At 53.6% G+C, this 13,632-nt stretch carries 8 protein-coding genes and 2 pseudogenes; all 10 read left to right on the plus strand.

The features are described from left to right. Nucleotides 1-16: 16 nt before the first annotated feature. A complete protein-coding gene (gene vgrG / locus ACQ86O_RS24030; RefSeq protein WP_431223169.1) occupies nt 17-2,365 on the plus strand; it encodes a type VI secretion system tip protein VgrG in 2,349 nt (782 codons plus the stop codon). An 82-nt stretch (nt 2,366-2,447) separates the two neighbouring features. Continuing rightward, a pseudogene (locus ACQ86O_RS24035) lies at nt 2,448-3,676 on the plus strand (DUF2169 domain-containing protein). After that, complete coding sequence (locus tag ACQ86O_RS24040) at nt 3,613-4,587, plus strand: pentapeptide repeat-containing protein (protein ID WP_431223170.1); 975 nt, start codon at nt 3,613-3,615, stop codon at nt 4,585-4,587. The pseudogene ACQ86O_RS24035 and the gene ACQ86O_RS24040 overlap by 64 nt, the downstream one beginning before the upstream one ends. 25 nt (nt 4,588-4,612) lie before the next feature. Beyond that, nucleotides 4,613-5,716, plus strand: coding sequence for a pentapeptide repeat-containing protein (locus ACQ86O_RS24045; RefSeq protein WP_431223171.1), 1,104 nt, complete (start codon nt 4,613-4,615; stop codon nt 5,714-5,716). Next, nucleotides 5,709-6,326 (plus strand): DUF3540 domain-containing protein, encoded by a 618-nt coding sequence (locus ACQ86O_RS24050; RefSeq protein ID WP_431223172.1) that lies wholly within the window; start codon nt 5,709-5,711, stop codon nt 6,324-6,326. The genes ACQ86O_RS24045 and ACQ86O_RS24050 overlap by 8 nt, the downstream gene beginning before the upstream one ends. A 5-nt stretch (nt 6,327-6,331) precedes the next feature. Further along, a complete protein-coding gene (locus ACQ86O_RS24055) occupies nt 6,332-6,694 on the plus strand; it encodes a PAAR-like domain-containing protein (protein WP_431223173.1) in 363 nt (120 codons plus the stop codon). 66 nt (nt 6,695-6,760) lie between these two features. After that, entirely contained in the window at nt 6,761-7,273 is a 513-nt protein-coding gene (tssJ, locus tag ACQ86O_RS24060; RefSeq protein WP_431223174.1) for a type VI secretion system lipoprotein TssJ, read from the plus strand. A 1-nt stretch (nt 7,274) separates the two neighbouring features. After that, the gene (gene tssK / locus ACQ86O_RS24065; protein WP_431223175.1) at nt 7,275-8,630 is read left to right on the plus strand and encodes a type VI secretion system baseplate subunit TssK; all 1,356 of its coding nucleotides are present in this window, start codon (nt 7,275-7,277) and stop codon (nt 8,628-8,630) included. Continuing rightward, the gene (gene icmH / locus ACQ86O_RS24070) at nt 8,627-10,159 is read left to right on the plus strand and encodes a type IVB secretion system protein IcmH/DotU (RefSeq protein WP_431223176.1); all 1,533 of its coding nucleotides are present in this window, start codon (nt 8,627-8,629) and stop codon (nt 10,157-10,159) included. Before tssK ends, icmH begins: the two co-directional genes overlap by 4 nt. 64 nt (nt 10,160-10,223) lie before the next feature. Then, nucleotides 10,224-13,631 (plus strand): annotated as a pseudogene (tssM, locus tag ACQ86O_RS24075) (type VI secretion system membrane subunit TssM). Nucleotide 13,632 lies beyond the last annotated feature (1 nt).

Raw genomic sequence — 13,632 nt, forward strand, 5'->3', positions numbered from 1 at the left:
TTTAGACGAGGTCGTTATGCCTTTAATTGAAGTGGAAAATGAGTTGCTGTCGGGGTTTGATGCTTTCCCTCTCAGCTTTACTACACATGAGCGGCTTTCCAGAAACTCGATGTACAGCCTCGAATTTCAGGCGGCTGATGCCGACATCGATCTGGTCAGCCTGCTTGGTGAAATTATCAAGGTCCGTATCGAACTGCCTGATTCTGCCGGTTACCGTACATTCTTCACCTATGTGGTGGCTGGCAACGATCAAGGCCAGCGCCAAAATCAGTTCATTTACCGGTTAGAGCTGAGTACCTGGCTGTGGTTCCTGATGCAGAACCGTAACTGCCGGATATTTCAGGATCTGAATATCATCAGCATTATTGAACAGGTTTTTGCGCGCTATAACTTTGCCGACTACCGTATCGATATCTCTGGCAGCTACCCGCTGCGCGAGTACTGCGTGCAGTTTGCCGAAACCGATTTCGACTTTATCAACCGCCTGTTGGAAGACGAAGGGGTCTGGTATTACTTCGAGCAAGGTGATGAAAAACATACCTTGGTCATTACCGATCAGCAGCAATTTTCCCCACTGGAAGGAAACTATGCTCAGCTGAGTTTTCTGCCTGACGGCGAGGAAATGCGCGCTATTCGCGAAGGTGTGCAACGCATTCAGCGCTCGCAGCGTATTCATGCCAGCGAAGTCGTCTTGCGTGACTTCGATTTTCTTAACCCACGTAATAGCCTGCAAACTCATATCGAGGAGTCCCGCCAGCACCTGCAAGGCGTACCTCTGGAATGGTATGACTATGCCGCCGGGTACACCGATACCCAACATGGTGAGAATATTGCCCGCCTACGTCTGGAAGCCATGCAGAGCAATGGCCAGTTGCTTTCCGGTGAAAGTAACGCCACGGGCCTGATCGCCGGCAAGTCATTCTCTCTGTTGCAGCACCCCGACAACAACCGCAACCGCACCTTCAAGCTGATTGCCTGTGACTACAGCTTTTTACAAGATGGGCCAGACAGCGGTAGCCAAGGGCGCAACGTTGCCTGCCGCTTTATGGCGCTCAATGACGACATTACCTACCGCCCGTTGTGCATCACGCCAAGACCCCAGCTACCTGGCGTGCAAAGTGCCACAGTGGTCGGCGCACGCGAATCTGAAGTCCATACCGACAAGTTTGCGCGTATCCGCGTTCACTTCCACTGGGATCGCTATAAAACCACCGAAGAAGACAGCTCCTGCTGGATCCGCGTGGTACAGGCCTGGGCCGGTAAAGGCTGGGGCGTCCTGGCCATGCCGCGCGTAGGCCAGGAAGTCCTGGTCAACTACGTGGATGGCGATCTGGATCGGCCTATGGTGACAGGGATCGTCTACAACGGGGAAAACCCGCCGCCTTATCGCTTACCGGAACATATTAATTATTCGGGCTTTGTTTCACGCTCGCTGCGTTTTGGTCAGCCACAACATGCCAGCCAACTGACTTTCGATGATAAGCGTGGCAACGAACGCGTGATGCTGCATGCCGAACGTGATTTACAGAAAACCATTGAGCGTAATGCCGCTACCGCCATCGGTCAGGATAAGTATGAAACCGTAGAGCGCACCGAAACCGACTGGGTAAGCAACCATATCTCATATAAAGACGTCAGTTTTTCAGTCACGGGTCTGGATGTCTCGGCTAAAGGGATGGGCGTTTCCGCCACCGGGGTCAACTTCGCCTTAACCGGGCTGAACACCAGCCTGACGCTGATCAATACCTCCTTTATCGGCATCGGGACTTCCTTTACCGGCGTTAATACCTCGTTTACCGGGATGAATACCTCCTTTACCGGCATGTCCAGCAGCATGACCGGAATGAGCAACTCCATGACCGGCAACAACAACTCCTTTACCGGTTGCAACAACAGCATGACCGGCAGCAGCCACAGCATGACCGGCATGAGCAGCAGCATGACAGGTAAAAGCATCAGTATGACCGGCGAGAGCACCAGTATGACCGGTGAAAGCGCCTCATTTACCGGCGTCAGTTTCAGTTGTGTGGGCAGCAGCACCAGCCAGACGGGTGTCAGCATGAGTACCACCGGTTCCAGTACCAGCGTCACCGGCAGCAGCGTCGGTTTGACAGGTAGCAGCATTTCGACCACCGGCAGTAGCGTCAGCACCACTGGCAGCAGCATCAGCACCACCGGTAGCAGTATCAGCACTACGGGCAGTTCCGTTAGCGCTGTCGGTAGCAGCATCAGTAATACCGGCAGCAGCATCAGTACCACCGGCAGCAGTATCAGCAATACCGGTTTGGGTATCAGTTATACCGCCATGCAGTACTCAGACCACGGTGTTGATCTGAAAACTGTCGGCATGCAGATGAAGAACTGAGTGAGGAAAACCGATGAACACTATTGGCCCACAGCAGTTGGAAATACTGAAAAACTGCTACCAGATCGGGCGGGAGAGTCATATGGGCATCAGCGTCGTGGCCGGTTGTTACTTATCCAAACCCGACCACTTTGTAACCACCCCTCAAATCTGGCACGCGCTGCAGAATTCCCCACGCGCTTTCCAAATACTGGATTGCGCAGAACCCAAGCCGTTTGCGGAATATTTACTGGCCGGCCATGCAGGTATTGGCGAAGAGGTAACTTCGCTGGATGTCCGGGTCAAAGTAGGTTCCCTGTCACGTCGTTGGCGTATTGAGGGTGACAGCGACAAAACCAGCCTACTGGTGAAACCGTTCCTCCGTATGCCGATGGATCACGCCCAAAGCTGGGGGGAAAAGGCTGTAAAGACAATCCCTGGGGCCGGGGTTATGACGACAGCAGTAATCCAAACCTGATGTCGATAGGTTTTGACGGGGCGGCCATCGTTCGCTCGCCGTTGGCCGCCCCCACACCGATCCCACACGAATTCCAGTTACGGAAATCCCATCTGGACAGCATCGCCGGGAATATGACGGATAAGCATTATCTGGAGGCCTATTTCCCCGGTCTGCCACCGACTATCGACCATCGATACTTCCAACTGGCCCCGCCTTCTCAGTGGCTGAAAAGCGCTGAATGGCCGGAGAGCATTCCTTATGAGTTACAGGGTTTCCGCCCTGACGGAGCAATAATAGCAGGCAGTTTTCCTGCGGTGCGTGCTCGCGCTTTTGCCTGGCATAAGCACAGTTCTGAACCGCAAGAGATACACCTGCAGCGTAAAACCCTGTGGCTGTTACCCGACCACGATATCGGCCTGATGATTTTTACCGGCAGTGTGCCAATCAGCCAGTTGTTCGATGAGCCGCTAGAAACCTTGCTGGTGGGGTTGGATAACGTTCAGGCATTGCGAGACGCTGAATATTACCAACAGATTTACCGCCGCCGCAGCCAGATAGGGGCCCCCAATTTCGAATCCCTCAACGATCCGGAACTCATGCCCGTTGGCATGTCGGTGAATGTGATCCGCGATTTAGCCGATCACCCCTATTCAAAGCGCTATAGAGCAACGCCGCAGCCTGCCGAGGAGAGCCAGGGATTTTACCAGAGCGTTCGCGAAGCCATCGAACAGCAACGCCAACAGCCCCCCGCCCTGCCTCACAACGAGCAGGCTCCCCCGCAGAAGACAATGAGGCTGGCACCCTGTGGTTGCAACGTCACGAGGACAGCGCGGAGAACATCACTTTTGCTGGCACAGACTTCACGGCGTTGACACTGCAAAACCGGCGTTTTCGCTATTGCACGTTTAATCACTGCCGTTTGCTGCGCACCACTCTGGCAGATTGCACCTTTGAGAATTGCCAGTTTTTACATTGCCACATTGAAGACGCCCATTGGCACAACGTGCATGTGGCGGGGTGTTTTATCAGCAGCACCCGATTCAGCAACACCCTTTTTGACCATTGCCTGTATGAAAAGATCACGCTGGAATCGAGCCAGCTTCTGCAATGTCGCTTCAGCGACTTTCGCTGGCAGCAATGCATTATCAAGCTGGGGGATTTCACTCTCAGTCGGTTTGAACAGTGCACGCTGGACGGCAGCTTTTTCTCTGAGACCTCATTCAACCAATCTCAACATAGCAGCAGCTTGTTAACCTCGTGCATTTTCGAAAAATCCACTGGCCTGAACGCCAAATTTATCGACAGCAAGCTGGAGAAAAGCTCGTTTATCGACAGCAACTGGCAGGGCGTCAGTTTTACCCGCTGCGAGATATACAGCTTCACCACCGGTTTAGAGGTCGATTTATCGGCAAGCCTCTTTGAACAATGCCATATGGAAAAAGTGGGATTCACCAAGGCCAATCTGCAAGCCAGCACTTTTACGCATTGTTCACTGCTGGAGGGATGCTGCGACCAAGCCAATCTGGATCAGGCCACCATCACCGCTTGTGATATGGCGGCACTGCACCTTAAGGATGCCTGCCTGACACATAGCATCTGGCAGGCCACCAGCCTGCAACAAAGCATATTGTACAACGCCGATCTGCGCGATACCTGTTTCCAGCGCTGCAACCTGGCCGGAGCCAATCTGGCCATGACCAGTCAGAACCTGGCTACTCGCTTCGAACAGTGCCTGCAGGAAAAAACCCATTGGATCCCACGCCGCTACAAGCTACCGGCATAAACAGGCCTTCTGACAGGAGAACGGGATGAGCGAAATAGAAACCCTGGCGATACCGCCAAAAGAACCACGGCGGATCGTTGGCCGGCATTTTAAGGGGCGCAAGCTTGATGGCATATCGCTTTTCAAGACGCATTTTATTGACTGCAGCTTCTCGGATATTGCCCTCACCAATGGCTCTCTCCTTGGTTGCCATTTTGAGAACTGTCGCTTTAACGACATCAGAATACAGGCTGGCGACATGGAGAACTGCACGTTCCGTGGGAGTCACCTGCAAAACGTGACGGCCAGTGATTTAACTGCCGCCAGGCTGACCTGTGTGGAAAGTAATTGGAAACAACTGCAACTGAGCGATTGCCAGATTGAGGTCTGGCTGTTAGCCCATTGCCAGATGGAATTTGCCCGTTGGCAAAACCTTGAGCTTTCCTATTTGACCGTTCCCAACTCCGCCATCACCGATCTGAAAATGACCGGTGGCAGCCTGCAAGATGCCAGTTGGTATGGCACCAAGCTGTCGCAGGCTTGCTGGCAGGGAGTGAATATCCTCCGTCAGGTGATGGGGTGTTGCACCCTGAGCCACTGCCGCTACCAGGAAATAACCGCTGACACCGTGGCCTGGAGCCGTTGCGAGTTGACGCAAACCGAACTACGCAAGCTGCCCTTGCAATATGCCAATTTCCACAGAAGCCAGCTCAAGGCGTGTTGGCTAGACGGCAGTAACCTTGATACCGCGCAGTTCAGCGAAGCCACCCTCGAAAACTGTGACCTCAAGTTGGCACAGCTACGAGGCGCACGCTTTGTCAACGCCAAACTGACCGCCTGCAACCTGGAGGCTGCCGATCTGCAGCAGGCTTCACTGCTACGTGCCCAGTTGGAGCGCTGTAATCTGATCCAGGTGAATTTAAGCCAGGCCGATCTGCGTAATTGCGTGCTGCAAACCTCATCGATTCAAGCCTGCAAAATAGCGGCGACGCGCTTGCACGGCGCACAGTTGCAACCGTTGGATACGCCATTTTCCTTACCGGACCCATTGCTGACGCGGATCGACAGTTGGTACGACCTGCATCAGCCGGGGCCGCAAAGCAAATCAACACTCTCACCTATTCCCTCAGGAGCAAGTCGCTATGTCTGAACTCATTTCCAGTCTCTCTTCCCACAGCGCGGCCAGTATTCCTCGCCCTCCCCGTACGCACAGGAGAGTCCGCCGCGTACATCTGGTGCCTAACATCATCACCGATCGCGTCCAGCTTAATGAGGATGGCCAGTTGTGCCTTCAGCACCATGTGGAGATAACGCTGGTAACAGCGGCCAGTTGCCTGGTGCAGCCGCAAATCGGTGATTTGGTGAGTGCGGTCTTATGCCAACGCCAGGCTTTTGTTACCGCCATCCTGCAACGCCTGCAGCCAGAGGCGCCATTGATATTGAACAGCGGCAACGTCCCCATGCACCTGTTGGCACCCGCGTTAGAGATCCACAGCCCTGAGCGGGTCGAAATCCATACCGGCAACTTCTCATTACTGGCACGCACGACACGCTGGGTCGCCAAAACCCTGCATCAGGTTGCCGATACCCTGTTGGTTCGGGCAAAACATGCTTATCGGCAGGTGGAAAATACCGATCAGCTCCAGGCCCGCCATATCAGCCAACAGGCGGAACAAAGCCTGATCATCAATAGCCAAATCGGCTCATTAAATGCCTCCGCCGTACTGAGAATCGACGGCGGGCAGATACATATGGGGTAAATCAAATGTCATCATTTTTCAACAACACCGGCAAGGGTCGCAGTATTGCAGGGGTGACCCCAATGATCCCGATCCCGGGTCCAAACGACGCCCCCAATAGCCAGGGGATACCAAACCACGCCAACATTTACCTTTGTGGCGCACCTGAGGCCTCAGTGAGTACCACACGCACATCGACGACAGATGCCGGCTTCCTTACGGGAGCCGCTTCCGGCACAAGGGATGGAAAAATGGATCCGATCCAGGGTTCACCCAAACTTTATATCCAGGGGAGCCAGGCCACCGGTATGAACGATATGAGTATGACCAATAATTTCAATGCACCGTCAACACAAATGGAACCCAGCCAAACGAAGGCAAGAAAATAATGCATATAATCAATACTTTAAATATATATCCAACACAAACGGAACCCAGCCAATCCAAGAAAAAAGATGAAGAACCCCTATCGTTTCCGACATCTGCCCATCCTGGCCGGGTGGACATTGCTCAGCGGCTGCAGCTGGTTTTCCTCCGCACCGGAAATCCCACCGCAGCAACGCCAGATCGGCCTGCAGATTAATGCCTCACAGAGCATTAATCCAGGGGCTAACGGGCAGGCGCAACCGGTGAAGATCTGCATCATCGAAACCAACCTCGATGGCTGGTCTCCTCCTGAGTTGTATCAGGGGACACCCTGCAGCGGTATCAGTACCAGCGATAAAGTGATCAGTGTGAACCAATACATTCTGGCCCCCCTGGAGACACGCCAATATCTGCGAGAGGTGCCTTTCGATCAGGAGCGCTGGCTGGTGATTGCCGCCGAATTTCAAAATATGGGCGGAGGTAAAAACCCGATACAGCTGAAGTCCGATGCACGTACCGATTTCAACCCCGTAGTCCTGGTCGATGGCAGTACCCTGACGCTGCTCACGAACCAGGCCAAAGACGTTTCAAAGGAAGAATAATATGTTGCCGAAACAACGTGTTGCCTGGGTGGAAGGGATGCTGATGGAACCCCAGCACTTCCAGCAGCAAGAGCGCTACCTGGAGCACCTTATCGATATGCGTACACGCAGTCTGGGGGCGTTGGCCTGGGGATTCCAGGCGCTGAGTATTAACCAGGGTCTACTGGATCAGGGCAAATTTGCCTTGAACAAAGCCAGTGGTGTGTTTCCCGACGGTACGCCGTTCCATATGGGGGACAGCGATCCCCTGCCGCTGCCTTTCGATCCCGGAGAAAACTGCCAAGGCAACGTGCTGTGTATTTCCGTACTGATGGATATTCCCGGCAATACTTATATTGACCTGACCGGCGGTAAACAGGGTAGCCGCTTTACCGCGCTGGATGCAGAAGTTCAGGATCGCAATCATGGCATTGCGGCGGAAGGTACACCGCTGATCACCACCCTTCAGCTTGGGCAACTGCAAACCCGCTTGAATTTGCGCGGCGCTATCAGCGATGCGGAATCCATGCTGCCGGTGGCGTTTATCAAAGAGCGCACCCGGGATGGGCGGCTGATTCTTGATGACAAGTTTTTGCCGCCGATGCTGGATTTCAGGGCGATAGGTTGGCTGGAAAATGCCACCACGGAATTACTGGGTCTGATAGTGCAACGGCTGGAGGCGGTCTATCGGCCAGATGTGCCGTTGTCTATGGGAGGGCTGTCTGAGCTGCTGGAGTTGTTACTGCTGCAAACCCTCAGCGAATATAACTTAAAACTCTCGCACTTACTGACACAGCGCCAGGTTCATCCTGAATTGCTCTTCCAGTTATTGCTGGGGTTGCTTGGCCGCTTAAGTACCATCCCCGGCGGCGAAAAGCCCTGGGCCCGTCAGGATCTGCTCTACGCCCATCACGAACCGCACAACGGGTATTTTTCGCTGTTTGCCGCCCTGCGCCGCGCATTGTCACTGGTCATCGAAGCACCTGCCGTTGCCCTGCCATTTGTCGAGCGCGGCGACAATATCTATCTGTGCCAGAACGACGCTCAATTGCGGCTGGAGAAGCTGATATTTACCGTCAGTTCAAAACTGCCTGCGGATACCATACGTACCTACTTCCCGGCACAAACCAAACTGGGGCCAGTTGAAAAAATCGTCCAGCTCATCGACCTGCAACTTCCTGGGGCCAGAATGATGCCGATGGCATCGCCGCCGAGACATATCCCCTATTACCCCAACAGTGTCTATTTTGAGGTCGATCATGCCGATCCGATCTATCAGGAAATGATGTCAGGCACCGCTATCGCACTCAGTATCGTCGGGGAATTCCCCGAACTGCGTTTTGAAGCCTGGGGATTAAGGCAAGGGAGAGTCGGATGAATGATTTTGAACGCCAGATCCGTGAAGCGATTTCCGCAGCGCGCAATGGCGCACGTCATGCGGAACAATCACTGACCAACCCTATCTGGCAAGCTAAAAGCAGCGTGGCATCTTTGAGCGGTATAATGCCCCACGCCAGTGCATCCCCGGCGTCACGACGCCATGAGAGTGAAGAAGATTATCACGACGAACCCGCCAATGAACCGGCGGGATCGACAATGGGGGAGTACGGCACCGAAAGTGACTATGAGACCCCCCGTCACGTTGTCAGAGTGCCGCAGGTACAACATAAACCTTACCGGGTGATCCCCGACCGCCCCGGAGTTTTGTCCGGTACCTGGGATAATCCCTACATTGCCGCCGCGATGCCATTGCTATTACTGGTCGAGCGCTTGCGCTCGCATCCCGAAATCAAGGTGGCCGAAATCAGGCCACCTATCGTCAGGGAAATACAATATTTCCAGCAAAATCTGCAGAAAAAGAACTGCCCGGCGGAGGATGTTCATCACCTTTCTTATCTCTGTTGCACTTACATCGACGGTATTTTCTCCGGTCTGCAGAACTCTGCATCATTTAGCCAAAGCCTGCTGGTGGAGTTCCATCGCGATGCCTGGGGCGGGGAAGACTGTTTCGAACATCTGCAGGAATATCTGGAATCGCCCAAACAGAACCGGCAGGTACTGGAGTTTTACGACCTGATCCTGTCATTGGGATTCGAGGGTAAATTCCAGATGATTGAACACGGTACCGTGTTATTGATGGACCTGCGTAACCGCCTGCATCAGTTGCTGTATGCGCAGACCCCTACCGAGTCGCTGGCCATTGCGCAAACCGTCAAAGGTTCGCCGCGGCGCGCCTACGTCAAAGCATTAAAAATACTCTGCTATGGCCTGCTCATATGCCTGTGCGTATACGGTGCCAGTGCCTGGTACCTGCATGAACAATCACGCAAGATCCGCAGTGACATCCTTGCCTGGGTGCCACCAGAGCCCCGCAAGATCAACATTATGGAAACCCTGCCTAACCCATTGTCGAAAATCCTCAACGAGGGCTGGCTAGAGGTGCGTAAAGATCCGCGTGGCTGGCTGCTGATTTTCACTTCAGATGGGGCATTCCGCACCGGGCAGGCTCAGTTGTCCGAGGAGTTCCTGGTTAAACGCAATATTGAACGCCTTGGCGAGGCACTGACGCCATGGCCGGGGGATCTGGAGGTTATCGGTCATACGGATAACAAACCTTTCCGCGGCAACTCAAACAACTCAAATCTCAAGCTTTCTGAAGCCAGGGCCATCGTGGTAGCCGACAAGCTGCGGGAATCCACCAACATCAATCAAACACATCAGCGGGAAATCAGTGCGGTAGGACGGGGTGAAGCCGAACCCCTGGCTGATAACGCAACGGAAGAAGGCCGCCGCCGTAACCGTCGTGTAGATATTCTGTGGAAAATAGGCAAACGCGATGCCGATCAGGCCATGAAGGAATTCATAGACAGTAGTGCCCCCGTGCTTCTGGATACCAATAGACAATAATAGGGATCGTTATGATACGTCGACTTCTGATTTTGATGATTGCCCTGGTGCTCTGCTATGCCGTCTGGTGGGTGGGGCCATTGATTGCCATTGGTTCCTTTTTCCCTCTGGCAGGAGTTTGGACCCGCAAAATCATTATCATCCTGGTTCTGTGCTGGGCATTGTGGCCTTTCGTAGCCAGTTGCCTGGGCTGGATATTCCGCCATCTCCGGGCGCCATTACCACAGCGCAAGAAAAAACGGTGCAGTTGGATCGCGTTTCTGCCCGGTTTTATGATGCACTGCGCACTTTGCAGCACGTCAGCCTGGCCAGCCACAAAACGCGCTGGCAACGGTGGCGTGAACGCAGAAAACGCCAATATATCGATGAAAAACCCTGGTTTTTGGTGATGGGACCACCGGGATGCGGAAAAACGTCGCTGGTTTATGAAAGCGGCGAACATTTTTTGTTGTCTGAGCAGTATGGTCTGGCGCAAACCACAGATATTGGCCCCACGCAGGATTGTAACTGGTGGCTGACAGATCGCGCGGTTTATATTGATACGGCGGGAGAATGGATCCTGCTGCACGGCCAGAGCGAAGAGGCCGGTAATGCCAGGCAAAACCTGTTCTCCATGATCCGCAAATACCGGCGCTACCCAGGGATCGACGGGATTATTCTCTGCCTGGATGCCGAAATGCTGCTGCATGCCTCACTGACTGAACGCAAATCTTTAGCCGATACCCTGCGGGTTCGTATTCAGGAGGCGGCCGCGAGTTTCCATACCGATATCGCGGTTTATCTGCTGCTTAACAACATCGACAAGCTACCCGGGGGAGCCGCATTCCTTTCACTGATGAGTGAAAACGTCCTCGCCGAGGGGCTGGGTATCAGCCTGACCTGCAGCCCACAAGGGCACAATGACTTTACTGCCGATGAAGCCCGCTATCGTGAGCTACAGGCCAAGGTAAGCCGCTACGTACTGGAAATACTGCATGATGCGCCAAGCGCCGACGTTCGCCAGCAACTGTTGTTGTTTACAGAAAGCCTCGGAGCCTTGCAAAAACCCCTGTTTAATCTATTCGAACAGGTATTCCCGGCCACACCGATTGGTTATTCCGGTTGTCTGCGACAACTGTGGCTGGGCAGCACCCTGACGCTGTCTTCCTGGGAAGATACCTTTGAAACCCGCCCCATGGGGCCAATTTACTATCCGGCCCTGAGTAACGCGGTAACTGAACGTGGTATTTTGCACTCTTCCGGGCCGCTGCCATTACGTAATCGCCTGATACTGACCGGCCGCTATCTGCTGGTCACGCTGTTGATCTGCCTGACCTTGTTAATGTTGGGCTCCCGGTATTTCTGGGAGTATGACTATATTGCCTACGCCTCGGCACGTTTCGAGGAGACCAAACGGATCGTACGCGATATCCCTTTAACCAATCAAATTAACGACGATCTGGTGGCTGCCTTTGAGCAATTGGGCTATATCGGTACCCAATTCCTGGAAAGTACCCCACCGCTACTGACCCCCTATTTTGAGCATCGCCTGCTCAACCGGGTCATGCTGCAAACCTATCACCGACATCTGAACAAAATATTCTGGCCTGCGGTAGAAAACTACGTCACCAACGAATTGCGTAAGGATACGTTATCGGGTAACGACGATGGGTACGACACGCTAAAAATCTACCTGATGCTGGGCCAACCGGAACGCCGCTCACCGGAGGCTCTGGAAAACTGGTTTATGAGCCGCTGGAATGATTTTGCCCCACAAGGCTATACCGCCAGCGAACGCAAGTTGTTCAGTTATCATCTGCGAGAGCTGTTTGACGATACTTCGCCCGGTTCCCCAAAAGCCAAAATGGATGATGAACTGATCCGCACGGCTCGTATCAAAGCGATGAGGATCCCAATCCATATTCGGGTTGCCCAGCGTATTCAGGATAAACCGCTGCCACCGCGCATCGAAAATATCACTCTGGCGGATATGGCTGGCCCGAGCGTGGCCCTGATGTTGCGCCGCAAAAGCCCAAGCACCGTAACCGACCTGGCTATCCCTGGTTTTTACACCCGAGCCAGTTATCACGAAGTGTTCCTGGCCCAGTTACAGGACGAGTCAGAAAACATGATCAAGGAGCAAAGCTGGGTGCTCAGCGACAGCAGAGACTCCGTCAGCCAGGTTAACCTTCTGGCCACCGCGCAGAAACTGTCAGATGAGACAAGAAAGTATTATCTGATGGAGTATGCCAACCACTGGGATGCATTCCTCAATGATATCCGGGTACGTCCCATCAACGATCTCGACGATGCCGCTCTTCTGGCTCGTCAGTTCTCTGATCCTTCTTCCCCGCTGGCAAATTTGGTGCGCTTTGCCACCAGAGAGACCACGCTTAATGCCGATAGCAAGGGGGACGTGGCCGGTTGGTTCGACACCCAGCGCAACAAACTGAATCAGACACGCCGCAGTGTTATAGATCAGATGTCCGGTGAGCGTTCCCGCTTTCGCCTTACGCCGGAGAAAAGTGTGGAAGATCGCTTCGAACAGTTGCGTCGGCTTGGCTACCAGTTACAACAAGCCACAACCAGTAACAGCGATCCCCTGGCCAATGCTTTCGAACAGATCTACAACCAGCTGATTACACTTTCGGTATCGCTACGTGCAGGCCAGATCCTGCCTAAGAATACCGACTTCAGCCGGCTACAAATTGACATGGCACGCCAACCAGAACCGGTACGCAGCGTGATGATGGATCTGTTGTCAACCGGTCAGAACCAGAGCCTGCAACAAAGCAAAGAGAACCTGAATAAAGGGGTTTCCTCCATTGCTTCAGATCTGTGCAATAAAACCGTCAGTGGCCGCTATCCATTCAATCGCTCAGCCAGAGAAGAGATCGGCATCGCTGATTTCAGTCGCATGTTCAGCCAGAGCGGGGCCATGCAAAGCTTCTTCGATCAGAATCTGGCGCCGTATGTCGATACCAGCGGTAACAGTTGGAAGGTTAAACCAGAAAGTGCCGGCGTGGTGACCACGAAAACGGTCGGGGCATTCGAGAATGCCTCGCTGATCCGCGACACCTTCTTCGATGCCTCTGGCAAGATGGCGATGTCTATGATTATCCGCCCTATTTCATTGTCCCCAAGCATTCTGGAAGCGGTATTGGATGTGGATGGGCAGGTGCTCACCTACAGCCATGGTTATAGCCAGCCTATGCGTGTGGACTGGCCAGGTCCCAAAGGCGGGGTCTATATCCGCCTGACGTTTAAAACACAAAGCGGCAAGGTCGAAGCGGTCAGCTTTGATGGGCCTTGGGCCATCTTCCGCATGTATGACGCCAGTAATCCTGTGAAGCTCGGCAGCAATAGCCGCGAGTTGACCATTGCCATGAACTCGATCAGTGGATTTTTTAAAGTGGAACTCAGCTCAACCATGAAGGACTACCCGCTGTGGTCACGAGCGCTGAGCCAATTTTCGTGTCCCAAAAACCTCTAAC

Origin of the sequence: Serratia sp. L9 (genome assembly GCF_050632285.1) — a bacterium.
GTDB lineage: Bacteria > Pseudomonadota > Gammaproteobacteria > Enterobacterales > Enterobacteriaceae > Chania.